Origin of the sequence: Marinomonas rhodophyticola (assembly GCF_026113935.1) — a bacterium.
Classification (GTDB): Bacteria; Pseudomonadota; Gammaproteobacteria; order Pseudomonadales; family Marinomonadaceae; genus Marinomonas; species Marinomonas rhodophyticola.
The window spans coordinates 765,841-791,853 of record NZ_JAPEUL010000009.1 but is presented as its reverse complement, the minus strand read 5'-3'; the positions used below and the strand labels follow the sequence as shown (position 1 = coordinate 791,853).

The 26,013-nt window shown below is 44.5% G+C and carries 31 protein-coding genes and 4 pseudogenes; 8 read left to right on the top strand and 27 right to left on the bottom strand.

Annotated elements, in window-relative coordinates:
• Positions 1-8: 8 nt before the first annotated feature.
• The 8 genes and pseudogenes from ONZ52_RS18480 to radC all read right to left on the bottom strand — a co-directional run bounded on the left by ONZ52_RS18480 (position 9) and on the right by radC (position 7,501).
• A complete protein-coding gene (locus ONZ52_RS18480) occupies positions 9-1,106 on the bottom strand; it encodes an ABC transporter permease (RefSeq protein ID WP_265220134.1) in 1,098 nt (365 codons plus the stop codon).
• A pseudogene (locus tag ONZ52_RS18475) lies at positions 1,103-2,675 on the bottom strand (ABC transporter ATP-binding protein). Before ONZ52_RS18475 ends, ONZ52_RS18480 begins: the two are co-directional and overlap by 4 nt.
• A gap of 196 nt (positions 2,676-2,871) precedes the next feature.
• The gene (locus ONZ52_RS18470) at positions 2,872-3,762 is read right to left on the bottom strand and encodes a BMP family ABC transporter substrate-binding protein (protein WP_321160371.1); all 891 of its coding nucleotides are present in this window, start codon (positions 3,760-3,762) and stop codon (positions 2,872-2,874) included.
• Positions 3,763-4,005: 243 nt separating this feature from the next.
• Positions 4,006-4,825 (bottom strand): annotated as a pseudogene (gene mutM, locus ONZ52_RS18465) (bifunctional DNA-formamidopyrimidine glycosylase/DNA-(apurinic or apyrimidinic site) lyase).
• Positions 4,826-5,000: 175 nt separating this feature from the next.
• Positions 5,001-5,171 carry a 50S ribosomal protein L33 gene (gene rpmG, locus ONZ52_RS18460; RefSeq protein WP_011978459.1) on the bottom strand — a complete coding sequence of 57 codons (171 nt, stop codon included), beginning with the start codon at positions 5,169-5,171 and terminating at the stop codon, positions 5,001-5,003.
• Positions 5,172-5,182: 11 nt separating this feature from the next.
• A complete protein-coding gene (rpmB, locus tag ONZ52_RS18455; RefSeq protein WP_063332439.1) occupies positions 5,183-5,419 on the bottom strand; it encodes a 50S ribosomal protein L28 in 237 nt (78 codons plus the stop codon).
• Positions 5,420-5,647: 228 nt separating this feature from the next.
• Positions 5,648-6,802 (bottom strand): AAA family ATPase, encoded by a 1,155-nt coding sequence (locus ONZ52_RS18450; protein ID WP_137169062.1) that lies wholly within the window; start codon positions 6,800-6,802, stop codon positions 5,648-5,650.
• Positions 6,803-6,826: 24 nt separating this feature from the next.
• Entirely contained in the window at positions 6,827-7,501 is a 675-nt protein-coding gene (radC, locus tag ONZ52_RS18445; RefSeq protein ID WP_265220133.1) for a RadC family protein, read from the bottom strand.
• A gap of 103 nt (positions 7,502-7,604) precedes the next feature.
• Between radC and coaBC the strand changes: the two are divergent.
• Positions 7,605-8,835 (top strand): annotated as a pseudogene (gene coaBC, locus ONZ52_RS18435) (bifunctional phosphopantothenoylcysteine decarboxylase/phosphopantothenate--cysteine ligase CoaBC).
• Here coaBC and ONZ52_RS18430 read toward each other — a convergent pair.
• The 4 genes from ONZ52_RS18430 to ONZ52_RS18420 are packed head-to-tail and all read right to left on the bottom strand — an operon-like array spanning position 8,825 to position 9,903.
• Positions 8,825-8,956, bottom strand: coding sequence for a dCTP deaminase/dUTPase family protein (locus tag ONZ52_RS18430; RefSeq protein ID WP_265220131.1), 132 nt, complete (start codon positions 8,954-8,956; stop codon positions 8,825-8,827). The pseudogene coaBC and the gene ONZ52_RS18430 overlap by 11 nt on opposite strands.
• Positions 8,895-9,086, bottom strand: coding sequence for a dCTP deaminase domain-containing protein (locus tag ONZ52_RS25465; protein WP_428981187.1), 192 nt, complete (start codon positions 9,084-9,086; stop codon positions 8,895-8,897). Before ONZ52_RS25465 ends, ONZ52_RS18430 begins: the two co-directional genes overlap by 62 nt.
• Positions 9,087-9,088: 2 nt before the next feature.
• Complete coding sequence (locus ONZ52_RS18425) at positions 9,089-9,343, bottom strand: hypothetical protein (RefSeq protein ID WP_265220130.1); 255 nt, start codon at positions 9,341-9,343, stop codon at positions 9,089-9,091.
• On the bottom strand, positions 9,343-9,903 hold the full coding sequence (locus ONZ52_RS18420) for a dCTP deaminase (RefSeq protein WP_265220129.1): 561 nt from the start codon (positions 9,901-9,903) through the stop codon (positions 9,343-9,345). Before ONZ52_RS18420 ends, ONZ52_RS18425 begins: the two co-directional genes overlap by 1 nt.
• A 153-nt stretch (positions 9,904-10,056) precedes the next feature.
• On the opposite strand from ONZ52_RS18420, the gene dut reads away from it, so the two are divergent.
• The 3 genes from dut (at position 10,057) to slmA (ending at position 12,411) form a co-directional block, all read left to right on the top strand.
• Positions 10,057-10,512, top strand: a complete 456-nt coding sequence (gene dut / locus ONZ52_RS18415) for a dUTP diphosphatase (protein WP_265220128.1) — start codon at positions 10,057-10,059, stop codon at positions 10,510-10,512.
• A gap of 320 nt (positions 10,513-10,832) precedes the next feature.
• On the top strand, positions 10,833-11,741 hold the full coding sequence (gene argB / locus ONZ52_RS18410; protein ID WP_265220127.1) for an acetylglutamate kinase: 909 nt from the start codon (positions 10,833-10,835) through the stop codon (positions 11,739-11,741).
• 76 nt (positions 11,742-11,817) lie between these two features.
• The gene (slmA, locus tag ONZ52_RS18405; RefSeq protein ID WP_265220126.1) at positions 11,818-12,411 is read left to right on the top strand and encodes a nucleoid occlusion factor SlmA; all 594 of its coding nucleotides are present in this window, start codon (positions 11,818-11,820) and stop codon (positions 12,409-12,411) included.
• Positions 12,412-12,454: 43 nt separating this feature from the next.
• On the opposite strand, the gene pyrE is transcribed toward slmA, so the two are convergent.
• Positions 12,455-13,102: an orotate phosphoribosyltransferase gene (gene pyrE / locus ONZ52_RS18400; RefSeq protein ID WP_265220125.1), complete on the bottom strand. Its 648-nt coding sequence runs from the start codon at positions 13,100-13,102 to the stop codon at positions 12,455-12,457.
• A gap of 117 nt (positions 13,103-13,219) precedes the next feature.
• Between pyrE and ONZ52_RS18395 the strand changes: the two genes are divergently transcribed.
• Positions 13,220-13,996: an exodeoxyribonuclease III gene (locus ONZ52_RS18395; protein ID WP_111608355.1), complete on the top strand. Its 777-nt coding sequence runs from the start codon at positions 13,220-13,222 to the stop codon at positions 13,994-13,996.
• A gap of 101 nt (positions 13,997-14,097) precedes the next feature.
• Here the strand turns inward: ONZ52_RS18395 and ONZ52_RS18390 are convergent, their stop codons facing one another.
• Positions 14,098-15,018, bottom strand: a complete 921-nt coding sequence (locus tag ONZ52_RS18390) for a D-hexose-6-phosphate mutarotase (protein ID WP_265220124.1) — start codon at positions 15,016-15,018, stop codon at positions 14,098-14,100.
• Between the two features lie 206 nt (positions 15,019-15,224).
• Between ONZ52_RS18390 and ONZ52_RS18385 the strand changes: the two genes are divergently transcribed.
• Positions 15,225-15,713, top strand: coding sequence for an ATP-dependent zinc protease family protein (locus ONZ52_RS18385; protein WP_265220123.1), 489 nt, complete (start codon positions 15,225-15,227; stop codon positions 15,711-15,713).
• Positions 15,714-15,804: 91 nt separating this feature from the next.
• Here ONZ52_RS18385 and ONZ52_RS18380 read toward each other — a convergent pair whose 3' ends face one another.
• The 8 genes from ONZ52_RS18380 to ONZ52_RS18345 form a co-directional block, all read right to left on the bottom strand.
• Positions 15,805-16,110, bottom strand: a complete 306-nt coding sequence (locus ONZ52_RS18380) for a cupredoxin domain-containing protein (RefSeq protein WP_265220122.1) — start codon at positions 16,108-16,110, stop codon at positions 15,805-15,807.
• Positions 16,080-16,469: a hypothetical protein gene (locus ONZ52_RS18375; RefSeq protein ID WP_265220121.1), complete on the bottom strand. Its 390-nt coding sequence runs from the start codon at positions 16,467-16,469 to the stop codon at positions 16,080-16,082. Before ONZ52_RS18375 ends, ONZ52_RS18380 begins: the two co-directional genes overlap by 31 nt.
• The gene (locus ONZ52_RS18370) at positions 16,459-17,349 is read right to left on the bottom strand and encodes a DUF4394 domain-containing protein (protein ID WP_265220120.1); all 891 of its coding nucleotides are present in this window, start codon (positions 17,347-17,349) and stop codon (positions 16,459-16,461) included. Before ONZ52_RS18370 ends, ONZ52_RS18375 begins: the two co-directional genes overlap by 11 nt.
• Before the next feature lie 30 nt (positions 17,350-17,379).
• The gene (locus ONZ52_RS18365) at positions 17,380-17,640 is read right to left on the bottom strand and encodes a GGDEF domain-containing protein (RefSeq protein ID WP_265220119.1); all 261 of its coding nucleotides are present in this window, start codon (positions 17,638-17,640) and stop codon (positions 17,380-17,382) included.
• Entirely contained in the window at positions 17,576-18,016 is a 441-nt protein-coding gene (locus tag ONZ52_RS18360) for a GGDEF domain-containing protein (RefSeq protein ID WP_265220118.1), read from the bottom strand. Before ONZ52_RS18360 ends, ONZ52_RS18365 begins: the two co-directional genes overlap by 65 nt.
• Before the next feature lie 329 nt (positions 18,017-18,345).
• Positions 18,346-19,365, bottom strand: coding sequence for a response regulator (locus tag ONZ52_RS18355; RefSeq protein ID WP_265220117.1), 1,020 nt, complete (start codon positions 19,363-19,365; stop codon positions 18,346-18,348).
• A gap of 163 nt (positions 19,366-19,528) precedes the next feature.
• Positions 19,529-19,867, bottom strand: a complete 339-nt coding sequence (locus ONZ52_RS18350) for a CofD/YvcK family protein (RefSeq protein WP_265220116.1) — start codon at positions 19,865-19,867, stop codon at positions 19,529-19,531.
• On the bottom strand, positions 19,818-20,711 hold the full coding sequence (locus tag ONZ52_RS18345; protein ID WP_265220115.1) for a GAK system CofD-like protein: 894 nt from the start codon (positions 20,709-20,711) through the stop codon (positions 19,818-19,820). The genes ONZ52_RS18350 and ONZ52_RS18345 overlap by 50 nt, the downstream gene beginning before the upstream one ends.
• Positions 20,712-20,864: 153 nt before the next feature.
• Between ONZ52_RS18345 and ONZ52_RS18340 the strand changes: the two genes are divergently transcribed.
• Both ONZ52_RS18340 and ONZ52_RS18335 read left to right on the top strand, forming a co-directional pair.
• Entirely contained in the window at positions 20,865-21,632 is a 768-nt protein-coding gene (locus ONZ52_RS18340; protein ID WP_265220114.1) for an IclR family transcriptional regulator, read from the top strand.
• A gap of 24 nt (positions 21,633-21,656) precedes the next feature.
• Positions 21,657-22,562: a DUF808 domain-containing protein gene (locus ONZ52_RS18335; protein WP_265220113.1), complete on the top strand. Its 906-nt coding sequence runs from the start codon at positions 21,657-21,659 to the stop codon at positions 22,560-22,562.
• Positions 22,563-22,568: 6 nt separating this feature from the next.
• On the opposite strand, the gene ONZ52_RS18330 is transcribed toward ONZ52_RS18335, so the two are convergent.
• From ONZ52_RS18330 to ugpC, 5 genes and pseudogenes are all read right to left on the bottom strand, one after another.
• Complete coding sequence (locus ONZ52_RS18330) at positions 22,569-23,387, bottom strand: HAD family hydrolase (RefSeq protein ID WP_265220112.1); 819 nt, start codon at positions 23,385-23,387, stop codon at positions 22,569-22,571.
• A 7-nt stretch (positions 23,388-23,394) separates the two neighbouring features.
• Positions 23,395-23,937 (bottom strand): DeoR/GlpR family DNA-binding transcription regulator, encoded by a 543-nt coding sequence (locus ONZ52_RS18325; RefSeq protein ID WP_265220111.1) that lies wholly within the window; start codon positions 23,935-23,937, stop codon positions 23,395-23,397.
• Complete coding sequence (locus ONZ52_RS18320; protein ID WP_265220110.1) at positions 23,934-24,152, bottom strand: DeoR family transcriptional regulator; 219 nt, start codon at positions 24,150-24,152, stop codon at positions 23,934-23,936. Before ONZ52_RS18320 ends, ONZ52_RS18325 begins: the two co-directional genes overlap by 4 nt.
• 28 nt (positions 24,153-24,180) lie before the next feature.
• Positions 24,181-24,939, bottom strand: a complete 759-nt coding sequence (locus tag ONZ52_RS18315) for a glycerophosphoryl diester phosphodiesterase (protein WP_265220109.1) — start codon at positions 24,937-24,939, stop codon at positions 24,181-24,183.
• 7 nt (positions 24,940-24,946) lie between these two features.
• A pseudogene (ugpC, locus tag ONZ52_RS18310) lies at positions 24,947-26,013 on the bottom strand (sn-glycerol-3-phosphate ABC transporter ATP-binding protein UgpC).

Genomic DNA, 26,013 nt, shown 5'->3' with positions numbered 1-26,013 from the left:
ATCTTCCCCTACGCGACCGCTCTGCGAATAAAAAAGCCTTCAATACGATCTTTAAACATATGTTCAAGCGCACCAGAGAACAAAATCACCAAACCTTGAATCACCACAACGATTTCAGGTGTGATCGTTGGGATTTCAAAAGCAAGCTCAGCACCACCTTGATACAAGGCACCAAATAGAATCGCTGCCAAGATAATACCAATTGGATGATTTCGCCCCATCAAGGCCACTGCGATACCAGCAAAACCATAACCTGCCGTAAAATTAAGCAATAGGTTATGGTTGACCCCCATAATTTCGTTGAGACCCACGAAACCAGCCAAACCGCCCGAAATCAACATCGCCCAAATGGTGACTTTTGCCGTATCAATACCCGCATAACGAGCTGCGGTTGGATTCGTTCCTAGTGTACGCAGTTGATAACCCCAACGCGTATGCCAAATCAATCCCCATACAAACACACAGCACAAAAGCGCCCAAATGAAAGCAAGGTTCAATGGCGAGTCACCAATATCAATACCTAACGGCGAAAAAACCTCATGCAAGTAAGGCAACCAAGCACTTTCTTCAAACGTTCTACTATTGGGAGCCATACGACCATCTTCTTTCAGCCAATTGACAATCAAGTAAACCATCAAAGAAGACGCAATAAAGTTAAACATAATGGTCGTGATGACAATATGACTACCGCGACGTGCTTGTAAGTAAGCTGGAATATAACCCCACGCAGCGCCAAACGCGGCTGCACCAATAACAGCCAAAGGGGCAATCACATAAAAGGGCATGGTGTGATCCAGCGACAAACAAATTAAGCCAACACCCAAACCACCAATATAAGCTTGACCTTCCCCACCGATATTGAACAATCCACCTTTAAAAGCCACCGATACAGCCAAGCCGGTAAAGATAAGATTCGTTGCGTAGTACAAGGTATAGCCAATCCCTTCGTTATAACCCAACGCACCATAAATGAGGTAGCCTGCGGCTTCGATAGGGTTCTCACCAATGGCGAGAATCACCAAACCTGAAACCAGAAACGCCAACAAAATATTTAAGATAGGAATAAGGGCTATATTTACCCAAGCCGGAACTTTTGCCTGACTCATGCGGACACCCCTTCTTGCGCTTCACCGTCTTGTTCTTTGTAGTGGGCATTGGCCATCATTAAGCCGAGGGTTCGCTCATCGGCGTCTTTTGCATCAAGCTCGCCAACAACCGCACCATCAAACATCACAATGATGCGATCACTTAGTGCCATAATTTCATCCAATTCAACAGATACCAGCAAAATGGCTTTGCCAGCATCACGTAGTTTAACAATTTGTTCGTGAATATTTTCTATCGCCCCGATGTCAACACCACGTGTCGGCTGACCAATCAACAACACATCAGGGTTTTGCTCAACTTCTCGAGCGATAACAATTTTTTGCTGATTCCCCCCCGAAAAATTCGCCGTTTTCAAATGCGGGTTAGGCGGACGCACGTCCCAAGCGGCCATGCGCTCATTGCATTCATCTAACATGGCTTTGCGATTCATCAATACCTTGCCGTTATACACAGGCGAATTGTGGTATCCTAAAACAGCCGCTTCATACGCTTCAAAACCCGTCACCAAGCCCATTTTATGGCGATCTTCAGGAACATGAGCCATTTTCAAATCACGCATCTGTGCTGCATTTTTAGGTGCTTTTGCACTGATAACCTGACCGGCGAAATGAATTTCCCCTTCGTCCATAGGCGTAATACCAGAAAGGACATTTAACAATTCACTCTGTCCATTTCCCGACACACCAGCAATTCCGAGAATCTCACCGGCACGCAGCTCTAAACTGACATTTTTTAAACGCTTCACGCCCTGACTGTCCAACTGAGACAAATGGTGAGCGGACAACAAAACATCACTGGGGTTTGCTTCGTCTTTATTAACCGTTAAACGTACTTTTTTACCGACCATAAGCTCAGCAAGCTCTTCCTTGCTAGTATGAAGCGTTTCACGGTGAGCCACCATTTCACCTTGGCGCATCACCGACACATTGTCGGTGGAAGCCATTATTTCACGTAATTTGTGGGTGATTAACAATACGGTAACGCCCTGATCTTTTAGGGCTTTTAGAATACGGAACAAATGGTCCGCTTCTTGAGGCGTTAACACCCCTGTGGAGTTCATCTAAAATAAGAATGCGCGCACCACGATAAAGAGCCTTTAAAATTTCAACTCGCTGCTGAAGACCAACAGGCAGTTCTTCAACAATGGCATCAACATCAATGTCCAAACTGTATTCTTTTGCTAGCCGTTGCAACTCGACTCTTGCTGCCGCTACGCCGCCTTTTAATAGCGCACCACCTTCGGCTCCTAACATCACATTCTCAAGAACACTAAAGTTCTCTACCAACATAAAATGTTGATGCACCATACCTATGCCAGCATTGATGGCATCTTGAGAACTGCGAATATCAACACGCTTGCCATCTACTTCAATATGACCCGTATCAGCTTCATAAAAGCCATAAATGATACTCATCAAAGTGGATTTACCAGCACCGTTTTCACCAATAATGCCGTGAATCGTGCCTGCTGGAACTTGTAAGCAAATGTCTTTATTGGCCTGAACGGCGCCAAAACGTTTACTAATGTCTCGCAATTCAATTGCGTATGGCATGGTTTTATTCGTCATATCTAAAAGGAATTCATCTGCTTATGAGTAAAAATGCTAAGGTAAAAAAAACAGTTGCCCACTCAAAGCAGGCAACTGTTTTTTCATGCAACTTAGTAGTTACAAGTATTATCAGACATGTAATCGTGAACCTTAATGTCACCGCTGATAATCTTAGCGCGAATATCATTCATCTTGGTTTTCATGTCAGCAGTGATCAAGCTGGCATTATTTTCATCTTGAAGTCCCAGTCAACACCGCCGTCAGCCAAGCCTAATACCACCATACCTGGCTTCCAAGTACCTGCGGCCGCGTCTTGATAAGTCTTGTACGCGGCTTCATCTACGCGTTTTACCATGGAAGTCAACATGGTACCAGGTTGTATGTGGTTTTGGTTTGAGTCAACACCAATCGCTAACTTGCCCTCGTCTTTCGCGGCTTGGTAAACACCGATACCAGTACCACCAGCTGCTGCAAACACAACATCAGCGCCTTGAGAGAACTGGCTCTTAGCAAGTTCAGAACCTTTCGTTGGGTCATTGAACGCGGCGCCAGTTGAGCCTGTCATATTCTGTAAAACCGTTGCGCTAGGAGAGGCATACTTAACACCTTGCTCATAACCACAACCAAATTTACGAATTAGAGGAATGTCCATACCACCAACAAAGCCTACCGTATTGGTTTTAGACGCCATAGAAGCAAGCGCTCCTACCAAGAACGACCCTTCATGCTCTTTAAAAACAACAGACTGAACGTTTGGCAGATCAATCACACCATCGATAATCGTAAAATTAATTTCAGGGAAATCTTTCGCTACTTTCTCAACCGCAGACGTCATGTTAAAACCAACCGTTACGATTGGAGAGTAACCACGCTTGGCAAGACGACGCAAACCTTGCTCTACTTGAGCTTCGTTTTTCGGTTCAAATTCTCGCACTTGAATACCGGTATCGGCTGTATATTTTTTAACGCCGTTATAAACGCCTTCGTTAAAAGATTTATCGTATTTACCTGCTTGATCATAAACCACCGCAGGTTCTGTTGCCGCATGAGCCATGCTTGATGAGATGGCTAGCGCCGTCACTGATGCAAGAAAGACAGCTTTCATTCCAATTCCTCTTATGTATGTAATTTAATCTAGGCACAATTTAACCTAGGTGCAATTTACCCTAGATAATATAAACCTTGCCTAACTGGTCAAAAATAAACCGATTAACAGAATACCGCAATGTAATCTGCACAATTTAAGCAACATTTTTACGTATATAGCCCATCATCATGTCAGTTTTTGAAAGGCATATATTTAACACTAGCCTGTAGCAATTCTCGTGCCGCTACTATAAACAAATGGTCAAGATTGGCAATTGGTACAAAATACCGTACTGCGTTGCGCTTGGCGAATTTCTTTCAAAGCCATACCACAAACTAAACAAGGCTTTTCTGCTCGGCCATAAACGGCCAATTCCTGCTTAAAATAGCCAGGTTTGCCATCACCACCAACAAAGTCTTTTAACGTGGTACCGCCCTGTTTAATGGCAGCCGCCAGCACCACTTTGATGCATTCAACCAAACGCGCTAAACGTGCTTTACTGATACCACCCGCCAGACGATCAGGGCGAATACCCGCTTTAAAAAGCGCCTCATTGGCATAAATATTACCTACCCCTACCACGACCTTGCTGTCCATAATAAAGGTTTTAATCGGCACCTTTCGGCCCTTTGCCCGAGCAAATAACATATCAACATTAAACGCGTCTGATAGCGGCTCTGGACCTAAATGTTTGATTAGTTCGTGTTGTTGCCAGTCTTCTGTTGTCCACAAGATCGCCCCAAATCGACGCGGATCCGTGTATCGTAGCCACAGCCCCCCATCAGCAAACTGAAAGTCCACATGATCGTGAAATAATGGCGGCGTTTCAGCTGGCACAAAATACAAACTACCAGACATACCAAGATGAACGATCAAAGTACCTTTTGAGGTATGAATACCAATGTATTTACCACGTCGAGAAAGATGAGTGATTTCTTCTCCTACCATCTCAGAGCTTAGTTCAGATGTGATCAACCAGCGTAGTTTCGGCTGACGAATATCGACTTTTGCAAGCGTGCGCCCTATTAACTTGGAGCTCTATACCACGCAACGTGGTTTCAACTTCTGGTAGTTCAGGCATAAATACTCTCCAGCAAACCTCAAAAAAAAGATCACCTCACCATTTCATGGGGTTCTGTATCATGTAAACACACAAGTCATATTGACCAAACGAACAAAATGTTTCTATTACTATCTTTTACTAGATATAAAAAAACCGACTCAATGAGTCGGTTCCTTTTGACAAAGATCGAAAATTATTTAATTTTCGCTTCTTTGTACATAACGTGCTTACGTACAACTGGATCAAACTTTTTCATTTCAAGTTTGTCAGGAGTATTTCGCTTGTTCTTGTCAGTTGTGTAAAAGTGACCAGTACCAGCAGAAGATACCATGCGAATTAGATCGCGAGCGCCTTTAGAAGCCATGATTCAGATCCTTATACTTTTTCGCCGTTGGCACGAATTTCAGCAAGAACTGATTCAATACCTTTTTTATCGATAATACGCATACCTTTAGAAGACACACGTAAACGGATGTAGCGGTTTTCACCTTCGACCCAAAAACGGTGCCAGTGAAGGTTAGGAAGAAAACGACGCTTAGTACGGCGTTTTGAGTGAGAAACGTTGTTACCTGTAACAGGGCGCTTCCCAGTAACTTGACATACGCGAGACATAATTAAATACCTTTTGCTATCCAGAAAGATTATTGGAAGTGTTTCACTTCCTCAGGCGGAGCATGATTCCTTATGAATCAAAAAAATCCCATACCGAGGATATAGCGGCGCGCATTTTCCCATAAGCTAACCCATTGAGCAATTCTTTTGTTAAAAAAATGACCAACTAACTGCCACTAGAGATGAATAGCAGCCATTCAGCCGATCATAATAGTCAATACAACATCGTTAACTTGGCCAATGCCACACAGGAATATCGAAGCGCTCTAACGAAGGTATCTGAGTCTGGCCTAGGTACTTTTCCAAACGAATTGAATTGCATTGCCCATGATCTTCTAGCCATTGGGTTAATATATCAGAGTGGGAAACAACCCACACTTGGCTACGCTCTGCAGCATACAGAATTAACCTAGCTAATGAAGGTATAAGATCTGGATGCAAGCTAGTTTCAGGCTCGTTTAAAACCATCAGTTCTGGCGGGCGCGGTGTAAGTAATGCAGCGACCCAAAGAATATAGCGCAAGGTACCATCCGATAATTCAGCGACAGATAAGGGCCTTAATAATCCTTTCTGATGGAACTCTAACGAGAATATCCCCTCATCCGAACGCCGAATAGTAAGATAAGCGCCAGGGAAAGCATGATCAATCGCTTGAACTAATGCATCAGGATCACCTGTTTCGAGAATGGTTTGAATGGCGGCCGCGAGGTTTCGACCATCATGATAAAGTACAGGGCTACGAGAACCTAGCTGTGACTGTCTTGCGGGTGCATTTCTATCAGTACGGAAATGATCATAAAACCGCCACTGGCGCATACGCTCTTTCATTAAATATATTTCTGGAACGGACTCAATATTAGACACTTGCTCAAACAAAGAGTCGAATGTAGATATATGATTCGAAATAACTTTCCAATGTCTGCCCTCTCGAAGAGTAATCACATTATTTTTACGTTCAACTAAGGCATTTTGAGGACGGTAGCTGCCTGCTGGCCAAATAGATTCTCTAACAATACCTGGATCCAAAAGGAACATGGAAGTAGAGCGGGGTTCGTATTCTGGCCGCCCAAATGCCACTGAATAACTATAAGAGTCCGAGGAAAAACCTAGTCTTAGCTGATTATTAGACGGTTTCTGTTCACCGACAATAGGCATTTTATCATTTGGCTTAGATTGTCCCGCCCAAAACGCCGAATCCAAACCGCCATCTATAGCCAAGGACTCTACAACACTCCCTCGCCCAGCTCTTGCCAACAAACTCAGTGCTTTATATAAATTAGATTTACCGCTGCCATTGGGACCAGTAACGACATTGAGCCGATCAAGTGGAATGATCAACTTCAAAATAGAACGGTAGTTTTCAATGGCAATGGTTTCAATCATAAACAATCCATCTAAAATTTGTATTTATACCAAGCCTCTCTCCGCCAAGGAAACAGGCGAACCATCGCCGACCACAAAGTGATCAAGCAATCGCACATCGACGAGATCAGAGATCCGCTTAATTCTTTCGGTAATGCTGATATCGGCCTGACTAGGCTCCGCCACGCCGCTTGGATGGTTGTGGGCGAGAATCACCGCGGCGGCATTATAATGCAAGGCCGCTTTAACGACTTCACGTGGATACACAGCTGCGGCATCGATGGTGCCCATAAAAAGTTCTTGATAGCGGATTAATCTGTGCTGGGTGTCTAAGAAAAGCACTGCGAATATTTCTCGTTGGGAATGACGCAATTGGGAAGAAAGGTAAGTTCGGACGTGTTCTGCGCTGGTAAACACGGTTTCGCGCATCAGTTGTTCTTGTAAATGTCGTTTGGACATTTCTAACACGGCTTGTAATTGCGTGTATTTTGCATCACCAAGACCAAAGCCTTGACAAAACTCCTCGCGGCTGGCTGACATTAACGCACGCAAACCGCCGAATTGGGACAATACCTGTCGAGCCAGCTCAACGGCACTGATACCTTGTGTACCAGTACGAAGAAAAATCGCCAATAATTCCGAGTCACTCAGTGCACTCGCCCCCTGATGAATGAGTTTTTCTCGAGGTCTTTCTTGCTCTGGCCAATGTTTAATACTCATGATCTACTCCTTGATCCATGTTAATCTTGCATTCAATTTCAATGAGAAGGGCGTCCTGCCTATTGCTCACTTTATCGACCACAGCACGAATTGAGAAGTTTTTATGTCAAATCTCGCTCAAAAACGCATTCTATTAGGCATTACTGGTGGCATTGCTGCTTATAAAAGCATCGAGCTGATTCGTTTGTTAACCAAGGCGGGCGCTGACGTTCAGGTCGTGTTAACCGAGGGTGCAAAAGCCTTTGTCACTGAGATGACCCTACAAGCGATTTCTGGTCACCCAGTTCGCAGCACCTTATTAGACCCGAATGCCGAAGCAGGAATGGGACACATAGAATTAGCGAAATGGGCAGATTTGATTGTCATCGCGCCCGCCTCAGCGGATTTCATGGCACGTTATGCTCAAGGCATGGCAAACGACTTATTAAGCACCTTGTGTTTGGCTACAGAGTCCACAGGTTTTACTTGCTCCTGCAATGAACCAAGCCATGTGGAAACACCCCGCTACACAAGCCAATGCCAAGCTACTCACCGAACGTGGTGTACTCAACATTGGCCCAGCCGATGGCGCTCAGGCCTGTGGCGACATTGGTCCTGGGCGCATGAGCGAACCGAGCGACATTTTCAACACCATAATGACGCACTTCGATAAGGCTCAGGTTACACAAGATTTGACTGGCCAACATTGGGTCATCACCGCCGGTCCAACCATGGAAGCCATCGACCCTGTTCGTTTTATTAGCAATCACAGCTCTGGAAAAATGGGTTACGCTCTCGCTACCGCAGCCATAGCCCGTGGTGCGACAGTCACTTTAATTAGTGGCCCGGTGCAAATCACCGCACCGGCTGGCGCGAAAATCATTGCCGTAAAAAGCGCTGATGAAATGCTAGCAGCCTGCCAACAGAGCATGATCACACAAGCGGATGTATTCATTGGCGCTGCTGCCGTGGCCGACTTCAAAATGAAGGCCGCCTGTGATCAAAAAATGAAAAAGCAATCCGACACCGATGAGATCACCCTGACCCTCGTTAAAAACCCAGATATCATCGCCACCCTGGCCCAACAAAAACGCGCCAAAACCCTGGTTGGCTTTGCGGCAGAAACGCAAAACGTGATCGAATACGCAAAAAGCAAACTTGAACGAAAAGGCTTGGACATCATCATCGCGAACGACGTGTCACGCGCGGATATTGGTTTTAACCAAGACGACAACCAAGTCACCGTGATCACCAAAGACAAGACGTGGTCACCTGACAAAACCACAAAAAATGCGCTTGCAGGACAACTCGTTGAATTTATCAACGAGTATGCCCTACAAACTTCTATTTCATAGCAGTAGGGCCACTGGAAGACTGATAACGACCATCATAAGGCTCTACACTTTCGTCAGTATTAATGATAAATAAAGACGCAATTGGCATTCCCGGTACAAGTTTGTAATAAAACGAACTCATGTTTACGAGCTTCTAACGTTACTTTTCCTTTGTAACCGGGATCCACTTGCCCATCACTCATATGGACCGAGATAAACCCTCTAGCAATAGAACCTTTCGTTTGAACTAAACCAAACTTATTATTTGGCATCGTTATGTACTCCTCAGTACAAGCCAGCACACTGCCCCCGGAGGTAAGACAAAAAAATCATTTTGAGCAATGGTTTTCATTGTGCTGGGCATTGCCTTTGGAGGGGTAAAAGGTTCTCCTTCGTAAGGATCATACACGGTAAATTGATTGTCTAACCGCAGACAAATAGAAGACACGTCAACTTGCACAGCATTATTTTTATTAACGACTAAACCCGCTGTCACCAAAGTCTGCAACGCATTTTTTGTTAAAAGCATTATTCCCCCAAAATGAAAAAGGTAGTTAACGATGCTGCTACAGACACAACAAAGGTCAAGACAGAAGCTACTATTTGAACAGAATACCTATTCCAAAAGCTACTGGCTCGCCCCTCTGTTACAGGCTGTATGTTAATAGCATGCCGAGCCTCACCAACAATCGGCGCCTCAGTACGCCAAAATGACATAGAGCAAAATGCTTGACCTTTTTTTAACTCAACTTTTCGACCACTCACATTGAAGACAGGGATATTTAGTTCTCCGTTAAATAGAGGATCTAACTTAGTATTAGCGGTAATGATGCCTTTAGCTCCAATACTGCCTTTAGTTGAAAGAAAACCAAATACATCATTTGGCATATTAATGGTTTCTTTAGTCTGGATAATCACACAGCTATTCGGCTGCAGAACAATAGAGCCATTTATTGTAAGCCAGTCTGTGTCTTCACTTCTTCGGTATAAAGAACCAACAGAAAGGTCAACAGACACCTTTTCTTTACCTTGTTCAACTAGGGGGGTTATACGGACTTTACTAGCCCCTAAATTACTATTCAAAATCAAAACATCACTCCTTAAAATAAAAATCCCTTCAAAGCAAATGAAAAGTAGGGCCTTCTTTCATGTCAGGTACTCACAACAGACTTGGCGCCATTAAGTTCAAACATGATATATTACAAGCGTTGATATGCTACAACCGCTAGTGAGGCTATTTTAATGCATAGACAGATCGAAACCAAAATTGTTAATCCGCTACTAGGTAGCTCAATTGAACTTCCAAAATACGCAACATCGGGGTCAGCAGCTCTAGACTTAAGAGCGTGTATTACTGATTCAGTGACAATTCCAAGCGGTGGACGTCATCTTTTTCCCTCTGGCTTAGCGTTTAATATGAAAGACCCTAACATTGTGGCAATCATCGCCTCTCGATCAGGGTTAGCACTAAAGCATGGCGTAAGAGCGCATCCAGGAGTCATTGACTCAGATTATCATGGAGAACTTGGCATTCTTATACACAATGATGGGCAAGAACCTTTCACCGTAAATCCGGGAGACAGAATCGCACAATTACTGTTTCAGCCAATTGTAAAAGTTGATTTGGATTATGTAGATTCGTTTTCTAACAACACCGAACGCGGCGAAGGCGGCTTTGGTCATACAGGCACCAAATAAGCAGAAAATCGGCTAAAAAGGTGAGAATATTTCATCTTTTTAGCCTTCGTTACCACATTCACTCACCCATCTTTTCCCGTGAAACAGAAATTTACTTTCATAAGTACAAACTTCGTAATTTTCATACAAATTTCTATAGTTAATCCGCAAAGATCACGTTATTATTTTAACCATAAGTGGTTGCTTACACTCGTTGTTAGCCTTGACTGTCATCGTTTTGCCACAGCAACCAGATAATCTAGTAAAGAATAGAAGTGTTTTCTATTTATACAGTCTGTTTTTTTATGCGACCCATTTTTGTTTACAGGAGTACGTAAAACGTGGCTTTTTCTCGTGAGTCTGCTTTAGATGTTGCTAAGGTTTTAAGCGAATCGCTTCCTTACATTCAACGCTTTGCTGGTAAAACGCTGGTTATTAAATACGGCGGCAATGCCATGACAGATGAAACTCTACAAGCGGGTTTTGCAAGAGACATCGTTTTAATGAAAGCCATTGGTATTAACCCAATTGTTGTTCACGGTGGTGGCCCACAAATTGGTGAAATGCTAGCTAAACTGAACATTGAATCAAAATTCATCAATGGTATGCGTGTCACTGACACTGCAACCATGGATGTGGTTGAGATGGTACTCGGTGGCCAAGTAAACAAAGAAATCGTTAATTTAATTTGTGAAGCGGGCGGCAAAGCCATCGGCATCACAGGCAAGGATAGCCGTTTTATTAAAGCGAAGAAGCTATTTGTAAAACACCAAGCGGAAGGCATGACAGCACCAGAACAAGTGGATATTGGCCACGTTGGCGAAGTCGCCAGCGTCGACACCGGCTTCCTAAAGTTCTTTGAAAACAGTGATCTGATTCCTGTTATTGCACCAATTGGTGTAGACGATGAAGGCAACTCCTACAACATCAATGCCGACCTTGTGGCAGGCAAAGTGGCAGAAGCGGTTGGCGCAGAAAAATTGATGCTGCTGACCAATATTTCTGGCGTACAAGATAAGCAAGGCAATGTGTTAACTGGATTGAGCACGGCCCAAGTCGATGCCTTAATTGCGGACGGTACTATTTATGGCGGTATGTTGCCTAAGATTAGCTGCGCTCTGTCTGCCGTTAATGCTGGCGTAACAAGCGCGCATATTATCGATGGCCGTGTACCGCATGCGACTTTATTAGAAATCTTTACCGATACGGGTGTAGGCACACTCATATCCAACACGAAAGTGGGCGAATAAACACTGCGCTGTTATTGATATTATCACTTAACGATACTGGCAATTAACAATACTGGTTAGTAACTGGGTACGACAAATGAGCAACAAGAAACACGACCGTCGCACAGAAATATTGCAGGCACTGGCTCAAATGCTAGAAAGTAGCCCTGGAGCGCGCATCACAACTTCCGCTCTAGCGAAGCAAGTCGGTGTATCGGAAGCGGCTTTGTACCGCCATTTTCCCAGTAAAGCGAAGATGTTCGAAGGCTTGATTGAGTTTATAGAAGAAACGCTTTTCACACGTATCAACCGTATTGTACAAGACGAAAGCAATGTAGTGACTCGGATCGAAATGATCATGACATTGGTTTTGGGGTTTGCCGAGCAAAATCCAGGTATGTGTCGTTTATTAACGGCAGATGCTCTGGCTGGTGAGACCGAACGATTGCGCGTCCGTATTGCGCAGGTATTTGATCGTATTGAAACCCAACTGAAACAAGTAATGCGTGAAGCCGATTTGAAACAAGGATTAAGACCAGCAATGGGCGTTGCACCTTGTGCAAATTTCCTGATCGCTGTGATCGAAGGCAAAATACGCCATTATGTGCGCAGTGAATTTAAAGTGAAGCCAATCGACATTTGGCAAGAACAATGGACTATCTTGGCACAAAACTTGATGTTAAATCGCTAAGGCTTGAGACTAACCCTCAAACCTTAGCTTTTTTAACACTGAGTTAAATACCATACTGAAGACGATACGCTTTAACCGCATCAAGATGTTTTGCAAATTCAGGAGAATCCTGTTCTGCCAAATACGTCATGATGTCATTTAACGATACGATACTTATGACGGGCATACCAAAGTCACGTTCGACTTCTTGGATAGCCGATAATGCGCCTTGTCCCCGTTCCTGACGATCCAAGGCAATCAGAACACCAGCAGGAAGGGCATTGGCTTGCTGAATAATAGCCATCACCTCTCGAATGGCTGTTCCCGCAGTAATAACGTCGTCAATGATCATGACGTTACCCGCTAAAGGAGCACCAACAAGAGAGCCGCCCTCACCGTGAGTTTTTGCTTCTTTACGGTTGAAAACGTATGGTGTGTCTACATTATGATGATCATAAAGGGCAACGGCGGTAGTGGTTGCCAATGGAATGCCTTTATAGGCAGGGCCGAACAGAACATCAAATGGAACATTTGCTTCCATTAATGAGGTTGCGTAAAAGCGCCCTAACTTCGCTAATGCTTGGCCTGAACTAAACAAGCCGGCATTAAAAAAGTATGGAGCCACACGGCCTGATTTAAGCGTAAATTCGCCAAAGCGCAACACGTTTTGTTCAATAGCGAATTCAATAAAGTCTCTTTGGTAAGGTTTCATGCCAACTCCAGAAAGATAAAATAGTACACAACAAAGCGCCGCCAAGAACGAGCGAAGCCATGCCAACATTGGATAGGCGCTAATATAACACACGGCTAGGAATTGTAGGGACCAGAAATGAAGGTCATCAGCCTTAATGTAAACGGTATAAGACAAGCAGCGGATCGCGGCTTTTTTGAATGGATGGTTCGTCAGAACCCAGATGTTGTATGTCTGCAAGATATACAGGCAGATGAGCGCAGTCTAAATGACAGTGTTTTTTTTCCTCCAGAGTTCAATACGTATTTCTTTGACTCGATGGAAAATCCTGAACAAGCAGGCGTAGCTATCTATTGTAAAACCATGCCTAAAGCGATTATGACAGGTATGGGGTTCCCTGAATGTGACTTCGAAGGACGCTTCATCCAAGCTGACTTCGATAAAGTCAGTATTGGTGCTTTTTTAACACCTCATGGCTCAAATCACGAAGAGTCACTACAAGAGCACAAATATCGCTTTATGGAAGGCTTTAAAAACCATTTGATAAAAACCCGCCGTAAGCGTCGTGAATTTATTTTTTGCGGCACAGCAAATGTGGCACGCTCTCCTATTGATGTGAGCAGCTGGTTTGTAAATCAACGCAACTCTGGCTTTTTGCCAGAAGAGCGCAAATGGATAAACGAAATTTTCAATGAAATGGAATACGTTGATGCATTCCGTCAGGTAAACAAACAAGACAAGCAATATACTTGGTGGCCTGACTATGAGCGCGCTTGGAAATTAGACGAAGGTGGTCGTTTGGATTACCAAATTACCACACCTGGTATTAAAAACCTGATCCAAGGTGGCACTATTTATAAAGGACAGCGCTTCTCTGATCACGCACCTTTGATCATGGAATACAATATCGACTAAGCGTTATCCAGACTCTCATAAAGTCATTACCTAAAAGGCCCGCTCGTTTTATCACTGGCGGGCCTTTTTACTATTTACGTCTATCAACTCAACGGATACGCTTATGCGTTCACTAGAGGCTTATGCTTCACTTTTAGCTTCAATTGATGAATGCCACCAGGTGGAATCTCGTACGCATCACTGAGCGCATTAGCCGCTTCCACACAAACAAAACGACGGTAATCCTCATCTTCCATATCTGTTCGCTGCTTGGCAATGTCAGCACCTGGGTTCCAGAGCACAGTACTATTACTGCCTTCGGTATGAATAATCAGCTTTCTTCGTAAACCCGCATCTAGTATTTCGCAGGTATCTGGTGCCGATAAATAGACTCGATCCATATGATCGCAGGGGGATACTATACCTTGTTGTAATTGACGGCTGCCATTATCAAACTTATCAACATAACTAATCTGGTCCAAACCCTGTACAGCGGCAGTTTGGTTGTCCGATACATTGAAATAAGTATGAAGTGCCTCACTCACTGGCATGGGTTTATCCGATAGATTCGCCGCCGAAAAATTTATCCGAAAGCCTTTACTCGAAAAACGAAAGACCTGACGTAACTCAAAAGCCAAAGGCCACATCTCTTCAATTAAAGGGTGGTCCTCTGAAGCCAAACGAATCACAATTTTTACATCGCCATTTTTGAAACGACCCGCCTCAATGAACTCCCAGCGAAAATAGCGCGCTAAGCCATGAGCAGGATAATCATTTTGCGTCTCGTGAGCACCAAACCAAGGCCAACATACCGGCACGCCAAAATGTCGGCGACCAAAACGCCCTTCCCCACCAGGGTTGCTAGACTGAAACAATAGATCTTCTTGACCCACTGGAACAAAACTTTCTAAATGCCCACCCCATAATGCAATCGTCGCACTAAAGCCTGGTTGATCAATGATAATTTCATCACATTTTTTTAAGCTCGCGGGACGGATTTCTCCCCCCAACTCTTCAAGCTCTCTCATCAATCGGCCATTCATCTACAACTCCGTCAAAGTAATTTCGTCCCCCCATATTAGCTACAGATAGCATGATTACAATAGCTTGAGTTTATATCGACAATTCAACAAAGCAGATAACCGAATAAACACTTAACCTGACCTTGGTTTTACGTTATAAAACACAGCAATAACGAACACTTTGTTAACCGACTTCTGTTTTCATTTTAAAAGGTACTCTCTTCTTTATGAATCAACAAAACGAACCAAAAATGATCATTGGTTGTGACGAGTGGTGCGCATTTCCCTCCCTTGACATTCCAGCCATCAAAGCACGAGTAGACTCCGGTGCGAAAACCTCTTCTATGCACGCAATCAATATTGTTCGCTTCACTCGTGATGATGAGCATTGGGTGAAATTTGACGTACATCCATTACAAAAAAATCGTAAGGTGACAGTGCATTGTGAGGCGCCCCTTATTGACCAGCGAGTCATCAAAAGCTCGAGCGGTGATAAGGAAAAACGCCCTGTTATCCGCGTCCCTCTTTCTCTTGGCGGTACCACATGGGAAGCAGAAGTTACACTAACCAATCGTGACAGCATGGGTTACAGAATGCTGTTGGGACGAGAAGCAATGAACGGTCGAATCTTAATTGATCCAGAGAAAATGTGCTTATTAGGAGATAAAACAAAAAGCTCGTTGCAATCGCTCTATAGCACAACAAAAGCATCATGATAGGTAGAGATTAAATGGCTCCCTAATACCTCAGAGTCATTGAAAGGCCGATGTCTTTTTGGCAGAGCATCGGCGAATCTAAGTGCGATCACTACGGGGTTTGTATATGATCGACAGACTCACCTGTAACGTCAGTATATGGATCAAAATCCAGCACGTCTGTGGACACAGTAAATGACTGATTTTGTGTCACAGCGATGCGTTGCCCATCATTAGGAATATCTATTTGCCTTCTATCCCATACCTTGAGCTGGTAGTCTCCAGCAGGAAGATCAACCGTGGCATTCCCTAATTTGTCGGTTAAAGCAAAATAAGGGGTATCAACCACCACAACCCAAGCGATCATAGTGTCATGAATGTTACACCCTAGTGCCACCACACCAGATTGATCAAACAATTCACTGGAAGGAAGCCTCGTCCAAGATACAACTTGATATCGAATGTCTTTGCTTCTGAAAACGAATAGACATGATGACGAACCGTATCAAGATTAGGGAATTCAACACGCGTCCCGGTTTGCAACATGGTAATAGCCGGTAAAAACATTTGTTTTTTTTGAGAGATCACTACAGCAGGCAAATCTTTGCTCACCGCTTTTGGCTTAAATGAAAGCGGCTCAAAAAAAACAGCGCTATAATCCAGCGGCGTTCCATCTGGCGATGTTAGCGTGACCGATACCGTATGCGCGCCAGCATAGGGCAACCACGATCCACCAAGAGTCACCCAGAAACATAAAAAAACACGCTTAAGGCTCAATTGCAATCCCCACAATAGGCTGGCCTGAAGCGATCTCACCAATTTTTATCAGCTGCGCGTCTTCCAAGCTGATCTTATACAGAATATAAGACTGATTCTTTTCTGCACTGAGCGCCACATAAGCCGCATTGGTCACATCAGCAATATCAAAATGCGCATCAGCTACTGGCCCAGTTGCCAATTTACCAACCGTATAAAGCCGACCAGTATTAGGTGACACTTGCTCCTTATCTGTTTCACGTGTCCCTTGAGTAACCAAAGCCCCTTGCACTGCATCAATGGCAAAATTGGTCGTCAATTTGCTGTTTTTTGCGTTATAAGTATAAGCGGCAGCGACCAAGTGCGGCGCTAAACCATGGGACACATCATCAAGGTTGTACTGCAATGAACCATCAAGCTGCACACCCGCCAAATCTGAGTTATTATCCACATAAAGACCCATTTCAGGGTGCATTCGACTGTTTACACCCGCATCAGTTACGACACGAATACGATCGGCAGCTGGATTAAAGTCTACCCCATAAAGAGCGCCCTCTAAGACAACTTGCTGTGTTGGCTCACCAATCGGAGTCATCTGACCTGAGTCTGTATTAACAGTGTACACCTGTCCTGTATTGGAAACGGCATACAAGACACCGTATGCGACGCGATAGTCAATGCCGACAATGCGCTCATCTTGTTGCTTAACCCCCTGTAACGTTACGCGACTGATGATCGAATCTGGATGCGCCACGTTAAATTTGATCAATCGATTATTAGACAACAGAGCCAGCATATTTTCTGGTAGTTCAGCATCAGGTGCTATCTCTTGTATCGATTGTGCCTGCAGAGAACCGGACAACATTAGCATGGCAAAACATAGGGAACGAATTTGACGCATTATGTATTCTCTTTTAATTTATTGAAGCAATCAGACACCGCTCACAACTACGGATCGATTTCGACCGCCCTCTTTTGCCTTATATAGAGCCTCATCAGAGCGACTTAACCAATCATGTACATCTTCATCTGAACTACAGGCTTCTGATACACCAAAACTTATCGTCACGGAAACGACAGTGTCAGCAGCTTTTATTTTGATCTCTGCGATTTTCTTACGTACTGTTTCACAGAAAAAACGCACCAGCCGAGTCTGTATTGGGCAAAACAATAACGAACTCTTCGCCACCATAACGCCCCACAAAATCCGTTTTTCTGGCACCAGAAGACAACACTTTAGCGACCGCTTGCAATACCTGATCACCTACAGGATGACCATATCGATCGTTCACTTGTTTAAAGTGATCAATGTCAGCCATCACCAAAGAATACGAAGCATTACTCTGTTTAAACACCTCGAAAGCATTATTTAACACCTTATCCAAACTGCCTCGATTATGCAGAGAGGTTAGAGGGTCAGTTTTACTTAAATAATCCAATTTACGATTTGCATTAGACAATGATTCTTTATTGGTAGCGACATCAGTCACATCGTAAACCACCATACAAACATACTTAACCGTTCCATCAGCATTAGTAATGGGTCGTAAAGCAACATTCTGGTACATCTTTTCAGCCATCCCCGTTATAGGGCGATAGCTTTTAAAAGGAAATAAATGTGGGCGTTGTTCCCAGGAAATAAAAATGGGCGTTCTTAATGCAATAACATTATCTAATTTTTGCTGTAGCCAATTACTATTAATCGTCGGGAAAATGTTAAATAAAGACTGCCCTTTAGCAATAGACGAGTCTCACGCCACTGTGATTTTCTATGAAACTATTCCAGAGCTTGACTTCATATTTATCATTTAAAACCACTAAACCTACATCAATATGCTGAAGCATATCGAATAGCCAATGCAGTTCCATGATATCTTCTGGGTTGCTGCTCATTTATTTAATCTTCCTCAACCAAATAGGACAGTAAATTTTCTAGCTCCGATACAGAATCCTCAGTGAACAGCATCATCAAGTCACAGCTAATTTGATAATTTTCTACTTCATAAACAATCTCAACCACCAGTGTACGTTTCCACTTCGCTTTTTTGATATTTACTAAGTCCGCCACCTTAGCGTGTTGTGCAAATAATGCAGGGTGGCTATGGCTAAAATCGATATTCAATTGCTTACCAAACGCATCAATAAATGGACCAACCAATACAGATGACACATCCATCAACAGCTCAACTTCAACGACAGAATCAATAGTTTCTGTCATACCGAGCAGTTTTGCCATATCCGGAAAGCTCGAATCACTAAAAATAAGCAAGGTCTCAAATGCAATCCCGGAGCCAACAAAGCCCTGCGAGACAGCAGAACAGCTGTCATCCTTGACACTGTAATCAAGCGCCATTTGTAGCTCACTGACTTCCAAAATATTGACTCGAGGAACAGGCAATTTTATAAACACATTGAGCATATCCGCTAAAACGCTAGCAGCACGCCCCATGGCAATATTAGAAATTTCTTGCAAACACTCATTGAGAGTAAATTGCTCAGCCGCTGTTGTTTGTTCAATAATAAAAGGCTGCTGATCTTCGGTGCCCTGAACAGAGAAAAGCCCTAAGGATATCAATAACCTTCTTAACTCTTCCGCAGAGGCTGGCTTTTTATGGAAAGCCACGGCACCCATTTCTTTTACGCGTTGTATCGCCTTAGGCTGAACATCGCCAGAAACGACAATAACAGCCGGAGATAAATCAAAAGATTGAAGCGCTTCAAGTGTCTCATAGCCGTCTTTAACTGGCATATTGAGATCTAGAAATAAAATATCAAAAGCAGAAGCCGATAATTTCTCTAGTGCTTCCTCTCCATGCTCGGCGTATTCAACATCAATATCCCAATCCGCCGGTAACACTCGTGTTAATTGCTTACGTGCAATTTTTGAATCATCACAAATCAGTACTCGTGTACTCATTACCCTTCTCTTTTTGATAAGTGCCACAGGTGTATACTATGACACTTAAGGCAGCGTTTCTAAAACCAAAAAAATGTTATTTCACGTAACTAAATCAACATAAATACAGATACCCCCCTTGCGTTACTCGTCTTCAAGCCTTTGTATTAAATAATGTCGTAAACTAAACGAACGATAACAATGCTTTAGCCACTAAACGTTCATCATACTTGTGCTGTTTGTCGGTTATTAACGGGGTTTTAATCACGGTCACCTTAAGCGCCGTCAACGCAGAAACATCAATATCACCATAATCATATTTATCATCAAGCAATAAATAATCCAAAGCAGAGAAACATTCAACGGATTTATCATCAGCACATACTGTCTCTATTAAGCGCTTAACCCTTTCCATTAAAGACAAGCCTTGCTGCTCTGGATCCTCCCCCAAATTGGGTAAATATACTTTTGGATTAGCATTCTGACGAATGGAACGGCCAACCCCCTGGCAAAAGATTCGCAAGCAAGCTGCTGTAAAAACTACCAGGCGGATAGCAAATCAAATCAGCGCCTTCAATGGCATCTTTGCGGTCGTCGGCAATATAACAATTCGTCGGCACAATATGACGCAAGCCCTTATTTAACCAAATTCGCTTTATCGGACTCGGCAACACCTGAGTTTCTTTACCGGTAATGTTGTGCTGTCCTAAGACAGTCTCTCCGTTCTCAAGTTCAACCCCCAAATGCAAACTGGCATCCAGTGTGGTTTTTACCTCTCCTAACGCTTTTACTAAACGGGAAAATAAAAAAACAATCGGGTCTAACTGTTGTTGATTATTCAAATACCCACCGGCCATAATCAGATTGCCAATACTGGCACCACGCAAATCAAAATTGTCATGAATGCGTGCTTGAGTCACGGCCAAATGCATTTGAATTAATGCTTTCATAGGATTAGGAATACACGCAATAAGTGGATGCTCTCCCGCAACTAATTGTTGTAACTGCGCCCTTAACACTGACAACTCTGCTTGCTGTGGAAGGCGATGAGTAAAAAGATTATACACCTCCGGCTGCCCCATAACTGTTTCATCCGCCAACGCCATCAAGCGGCTACGTAAATCGCCCACGGCCGGAATATCAAACTCGGCCCGTAACCGTGCGGAGCTACCACCAGAATCAAACGGTGTCACCAGATGAATAGAGTGATGGGTGTATTCTTTAAACACTCGACTGACTTTATTTAACGCCGAACCACCGCTAAAAAACAGCACTTTTGGCCCTTGTTCAGGTAAGCTCTGGTAACGATGAACGCGAACAGGATCTGGCATGACCATACGACGCCAAACACGCAAAGAGCTTGTCATAAAAACCTCATACAAATAAAAAAATCGCCACCAGAAGCGTTAGGAAACACGTAAAATTGGCTTAATATTACCTTCCCATGATACACAATGCTAAAATGCTCGCCATGCAAAAAATCATTAAAACAATAGCACGTATTACTTTCAGGAAGCGCCATGGAAACCAAAAATTCTGGGTCATCTCTTAGCAAAGCACTCAATATGCTGAACCACGTTTGCACTTCCCCCGTACCACTAAGGTTTGCGGAACTGGTCGAGCTTTCCGAGTTGCCCAAAGCCACCGCTCATCGTCAATTAAACACATTACTTGAGCATGGCCTAGTACGCTTTGATGAGCACAAGCAAGCCTATTATCCGGGTTATGGGTTACTGGCTCTCGCTCACCGTACCTGGGCTAATTTGGACATTCGTGACGTGGCAGCCGCCCCGATGCGAGAGTTATGGTCAAGCACACAAGAAACCATCCACCTCGCGGTCTTAGATGGCGCAGACGTGATTTATATCGACAAACTGGAAAGCCCTAAAAGCTTACGGCTTTATTCAGCAGTGGGAAAAAAAGGCCCTGTCTATTGCACCGGCGTTGGTAAAGCCATGTTGGCGTTTTTACCCGATGATAAACAAAAAGACATCATCGATCATCAAGCCTTTTTCCGCCACACAGAACATACTCTAACCACGCCAGAAGCCCTAAAAGCCAACTTGGCACAAATTAGAGAAAAGGGAATCTCCCTCGATTTAGAAGAGCACGAGATGGGCATAAAGTGCGCAGCGGCACCCATTTTCAACTCACGCCATGAAGCCGTGGCAGCCATCAGTGTTACCGCTCCGGCTTTCCGAACTAGCGATGATGTCTATGAGGACATGAAAATCCAAGTAAAAGACGCTGCCAATACCATATCAAAACGCCTTGGGGCGTGTGATTAACCTATCATTGCAAGAGAGAAAACCATGGCCACCGGTCTATTAGCACTACTTGATGACATCACCACACTGCTGGACGATGTAGCGGTTTTTTCTAAAGTCGCGGCGAAAAAAACCGCTGGCGTCTTGGGAGACGACCTTGCGTTAAACGCAGAACAGGTATCTGGTGTAAAAGCAGACCGTGAATTGCCCGTGGTCTGGGCCGTCGCTAAAGGTTCTTTTTTAAACAAATTGATTCTCGTGCCGCTGGCATTAGCCATCAGCGCCTTTATCCCTTGGCTAATCCAGCCCTTATTAATGGCTGGTGGTCTGTATCTGTGTTTTGAGGGGGTGGAAAAAGTCCTTCACACATTTAAAGACAACCATGAAGAAAAAGAAAACCTAAGAAAAAACGTCAAACAGGCGAACTCAGCTGCAGAGATAGTTGCATTGGAAAAAAGCAAAGTGAAAGGCGCGATTCGTACCGACTTTGTGTTGTCAGCCGAGATTATCGTTATTTCCCTTGGCACCGTAGCGGGACAAAGCTTATTAACCCAAGCCATTGTCGTTAGCCTGATAGCCTTTATTGTCACGGTTGGTGTGTATTTATTGGTTGGCTTAATCGTGCGTCTTGACGATATTGGCTTACACCTACATCAATCAAAAAACTCATGCATCAAACAACTTGGTTTAGTCATATTAAAAGGCGCTCCCACGTTGATCCGACTGCTGTCCATTGTCGGTACCATTGCCATGTTTTTAGTGGGCGGCGGTATTTTTGTTCACGGCTTACCCACCTTGCATCACCTTGCTGATATGGCCGTGTCTGGTGAAATTGCCCAAATTCCACTTGTTACAAGCTTAATAAACACAGGCATTAGCTTCTCAGTTGGCTTAATTCTGGGTGGTGTTGCTGTTGCTATTGCGTCTCTTTTCAATAAAAAGAAAGCCTAAGAACACTTAGGCTTGTCGTGCAGACAAAATAAACTCGGCGAGTTCGGCAAAACCCAAGCCGCCGGGTTGCGTCGTCTGATAACGAGGATGGTGACGCATAATCGACAAGTGCTCGGCAATATTCGCCACCCCGACACTCAGCGGAAAACGCGCAAACATGCTTTCATCGTTAGGTGCATCACCAACGTAAAGCACTTGCTCTTGCTGCTGCGCGTCACTTAATCCATACACATCGACTAACACACGCTGCGCCATAGAAAATTTATCGTAACCTTGAGAGCACACGTTAATATGGATCGAACTTGCCTTCGCATTTAAACCCAGAGCAATGAGCGCCGCCAAACACGCGTCTTTGTCTGCTATCGCAGCTGGCTTCACATCTTGCGCATAATCGATCGCCACATCGGTAAGACGATAGGCCTGATCTCGCGCCAAACGCAAACGCGGAAACTGCCTTAACACCTGATTCACCTGAGCCAGTAAAAGCGCCTGTTCCGCTCGCATCGCTGACTCTTCTCGCCAGAAAGAATAGGTCAAGTGACGGTCTGCCGTTCTACCAATAAAGCAGGCACCACCTTCAGTAATCACGCCATCCACAGGCAAGGCCCTAGCAATCATGTCTGACCAACCAGCACAGCCACCGGTGACGGGAATCACCTTAATGCCATTGGCCTGTAACCGTGCCAAAGCCTGCAAAGTATCGACAGGCAATTGACCTTCCCAGGTCAGCGTGTCATCAAAGTCCGTTAAAATAAATCGTAAGTTTTGACAGGCGTTGTCCTCTAAAGCAGACAAAGGCTGCGCAGAAAAAGCGGATATCGACATATTCGTCCTACGAGCAAAGTTTAATATGAACACCATGAGAGGTGAGTAATTGGGTTTGCGACTCGGTGAGTGCATCACTAAAAAACCAATCAATCGATGAAAAGGGCTGCACTCGCGCCATTGCTTTACGCCCCCACTTGTGTTGATCCGCCACCAACAAGCTATAGCGACTTTGCTCCACCAGAACGCGACTTACCGCCGCCTCTTCTGGGTCAAAATCTAATATCCCTTGCTCTTCATCCATGCCACCACAGCCCAATACGCCATAATCAAAATAATATTGACGCAACCCATACAAGGTCTCTTCGCCGACCAAATCATGGTGTTGATGACGCAATTTACCGGCTAATACCCGCACACGAATATGCGGATAATTCCCCAAAATACTCGCGACCGTCAGATTATTCGTGAACACCTGCAAATCATGGTGAGAAACCAAGGCTTTTGCCACGTACTCCACCGTTGTACCAATGCCCAAAAAAACCGACGCACCACTCGGAATCATCTGCGCTACTTTCGCCGCAATGGCCTGTTTCGCATCACTGTTCAAAAACTGGCGATGATCAAACGGCAGATTTTCGGTACTAGAAACCGGGCAATACCGCCATGGGTACGACGAACTAGATGACGCTCAGCCAGCTGATTTATGTCTTTACGAATGGTTTGTGATGACACATTGAAACGTGCCACCATCTCCTCCACTAGCAAAGCGTCTTCCTGCTGTACCCAGTTTAAAATCTGATTTTGTCGCTCGTTTAAACTCACAAAACAACCTTAATGCCACAAAGCATGGTTATTCCGACAAGAACGCGAATTTCGTCGGATCGTCGGTAATAACGGCATCCATGCCCCACTCCCAATGTGCTTCCACTTTTTGGGGATCATTAGCGGTATAACACAGCAATTTATACCCCGCGGCTTTAACCGCACGCGCTTGCGCTTCGGTCAAACGGGAGTAATCACAATTCAGACTGTATGCTTCAATACCTGCAAGCTGCTCTTGCCAGTCGTCTGGAATCTCTTCATACAAGGGCGCAAGATAACGCTGAGGATCAATCTCGTAACACAGCTCTAACGCCGCCAGATTAAAACTGGAAATCATCAACTTGTTGTTGTCTTCCCAGTGATCACGCAACATCGCCATCACCGCCGGTACGATATTTTCCACATCGGCGCTGTCGTGTTTAATCTCAAGATTCAAACCCAGATTCAACGACTGAATGCATTCCAATGCTTCCAACAAGGTTGGCACTTTCTCGCCCGCAAACGCATCAGAGAACCAAGATCCTGCATCCAATTCCGCCACCTCGGTTGGACGTGCTTCACGTGTCACACCCGATCCATTCGTGCAACGATCAAGGCTGTCATCGTGGAAAATGATTAACCCACCTTCGGCGATCAAATACACATCAATTTCCACCCACGTCGCACCCACATCGGCCGCGGCACGAATCGACGCCAAGGTGTTTTCTGGCGCCAATAATGCCGCCCCTCGATGACCCATTACTTTTGTCTTCAAAATATCCTGCTTCACAAGCGTGTCATTTTGCATACCAATCTCACAATCTCTGTTGAGTTACTGCGTCGAATAAATGCCAGTATTGAGCTGGCGCCTTGAGCCACATAAGGCTATTAATATCCGGTAAATGCGGCCCAGAAAGACGTACCACCATAGCATCGCCTTGACCAGACGGCGTTTCCACCTTACCGTGAATTAACGTCTCGGCTCCTAACGATTCTACTGCCTGAATACGCAAAGCGAAATCGGCATTATGCTCGTCACTGACGTCTAAATGTTCAGGACGAATCCCCCAGACAATCGCCCCTCGATGCGGATGAGACAATGGTAAGGTTAATTCATCGGATACCGTGATGCCTTGCTCAGTCAAATGAGCATCAAGCAAATTCATCGAAGGCGAACCAATAAACGCCGCCACAAATGGCGTAGCCGGTTTATTGTACAAATCCATTGGTGTACCGATCTGTTCAGCTTTGCCTTTATTCAACACCACCAAGCGATCCGCCAAGGTCATGGCTTCTACCTGATCGTGGGTCACGTACAAGGTCGTGGTGCCTAATTTACGCTGCAATTGACGAATCTCAACACGCATCTGCACACGCAACTTTGCATCTAGATTAGACAAAGGCTCATCAAACAAGAACACTTTCGGATCTCGAACCATGGCACGTCCCATGGCAACACGCTGACGTTGACCGCCGGATAACTGACGTGGTTTACGCTGCAGCAACTCCGTTAACCCCAACATAGCCGCCACATCACTGACTTTTTCCGCAATCAGGTCTTTTGCCATGCCTCGATTTTTCAAACCATAAGCCATGTTGTCATAGACCGTCATGTGTGGGTATAAGGCATAGTTCTGAAACACCATCGCAATGTCACGGTCCGCAGGCTCTTTTTCATTCATACGCTCGCCACGAATGCGCAGCTCGCCTGTGGAAATACTTTCCAACCCGCCACCATACGCAGCAGAGTAGATTTACCACAGCCAGAAGGGCCAACCAACACAATAAACTCACCTTCTTCAATCGATAAATCGACGCTTGGAATCGCGTGATAACCATTAGGGTAGGTCTTGCCCACTTTTTCTAAAATAACGTCCGTCAT

Bases quoted from the DNA above. Each gene is read 5' to 3' on its own strand.
- ONZ52_RS18315 (WP_265220109.1), bottom strand. From the start codon at position 24,939: ATGCAAAATGACACGCTTGTGAAGCAGGATATTTTGAAGACAAAAGTA.
- dut (WP_265220128.1), top strand. From the start codon at position 10,057: ATGCATAGACAGATCGAAACCAAAATTGTTAATCCGCTACTAGGTAGC.
- ONZ52_RS18345 (WP_265220115.1), bottom strand. From the start codon at position 20,711: ATGACAAGCTCTTTGCGTGTTTGGCGTCGTATGGTCATGCCAGATCCT.
- ONZ52_RS18355 (WP_265220117.1), bottom strand. From the start codon at position 19,365: ATGAGTACACGAGTACTGATTTGTGATGATTCAAAAATTGCACGTAAG.
- ONZ52_RS18335 (WP_265220113.1), top strand. From the start codon at position 21,657: ATGGCCACCGGTCTATTAGCACTACTTGATGACATCACCACACTGCTG.
- radC (WP_265220133.1), bottom strand. From the start codon at position 7,501: ATGAGTATTAAACATTGGCCAGAGCAAGAAAGACCTCGAGAAAAACTC.
- ONZ52_RS18340 (WP_265220114.1), top strand. From the start codon at position 20,865: ATGGAAACCAAAAATTCTGGGTCATCTCTTAGCAAAGCACTCAATATG.
- ONZ52_RS18450 (WP_137169062.1), bottom strand. From the start codon at position 6,802: ATGATTGAAACCATTGCCATTGAAAACTACCGTTCTATTTTGAAGTTG.
- ONZ52_RS18365 (WP_265220119.1), bottom strand. From the start codon at position 17,640: ATGGTGGCGAAGAGTTCGTTATTGTTTTGCCCAATACAGACTCGGCTG.
- ONZ52_RS18470 (WP_321160371.1), bottom strand. From the start codon at position 3,762: ATGAAAGCTGTCTTTCTTGCATCAGTGACGGCGCTAGCCATCTCATCA.
- ONZ52_RS18430 (WP_265220131.1), bottom strand. From the start codon at position 8,956: ATGAGTTCGTTTTATTACAAACTTGTACCGGGAATGCCAATTGCGTCT.
- ONZ52_RS18480 (WP_265220134.1), bottom strand. From the start codon at position 1,106: ATGAGTCAGGCAAAAGTTCCGGCTTGGGTAAATATAGCCCTTATTCCT.
- ONZ52_RS18370 (WP_265220120.1), bottom strand. From the start codon at position 17,349: ATGCGTCAAATTCGTTCCCTATGTTTTGCCATGCTAATGTTGTCCGGT.
- ONZ52_RS18390 (WP_265220124.1), bottom strand. From the start codon at position 15,018: ATGAATGGCCGATTGATGAGAGAGCTTGAAGAGTTGGGGGGAGAAATC.
- ONZ52_RS18330 (WP_265220112.1), bottom strand. From the start codon at position 23,387: ATGTCGATATCCGCTTTTTCTGCGCAGCCTTTGTCTGCTTTAGAGGAC.
- ONZ52_RS18425 (WP_265220130.1), bottom strand. From the start codon at position 9,343: ATGCTTTTAACAAAAAATGCGTTGCAGACTTTGGTGACAGCGGGTTTA.
- ONZ52_RS18395 (WP_111608355.1), top strand. From the start codon at position 13,220: ATGAAGGTCATCAGCCTTAATGTAAACGGTATAAGACAAGCAGCGGAT.
- ONZ52_RS18360 (WP_265220118.1), bottom strand. From the start codon at position 18,016: ATGTACCAGAATGTTGCTTTACGACCCATTACTAATGCTGATGGAACG.
- ONZ52_RS25465 (WP_428981187.1), bottom strand. From the start codon at position 9,086: ATGCCAAATAATAAGTTTGGTTTAGTTCAAACGAAAGGTTCTATTGCT.
- rpmG (WP_011978459.1), bottom strand. From the start codon at position 5,171: ATGGCTTCTAAAGGCGCTCGCGATCTAATTCGCATGGTATCTTCTGCT.
- pyrE (WP_265220125.1), bottom strand. From the start codon at position 13,102: ATGAAACCTTACCAAAGAGACTTTATTGAATTCGCTATTGAACAAAAC.
- ONZ52_RS18385 (WP_265220123.1), top strand. From the start codon at position 15,225: ATGAATCAACAAAACGAACCAAAAATGATCATTGGTTGTGACGAGTGG.
- rpmB (WP_063332439.1), bottom strand. From the start codon at position 5,419: ATGTCTCGCGTATGTCAAGTTACTGGGAAGCGCCCTGTTACAGGTAAC.
- slmA (WP_265220126.1), top strand. From the start codon at position 11,818: ATGAGCAACAAGAAACACGACCGTCGCACAGAAATATTGCAGGCACTG.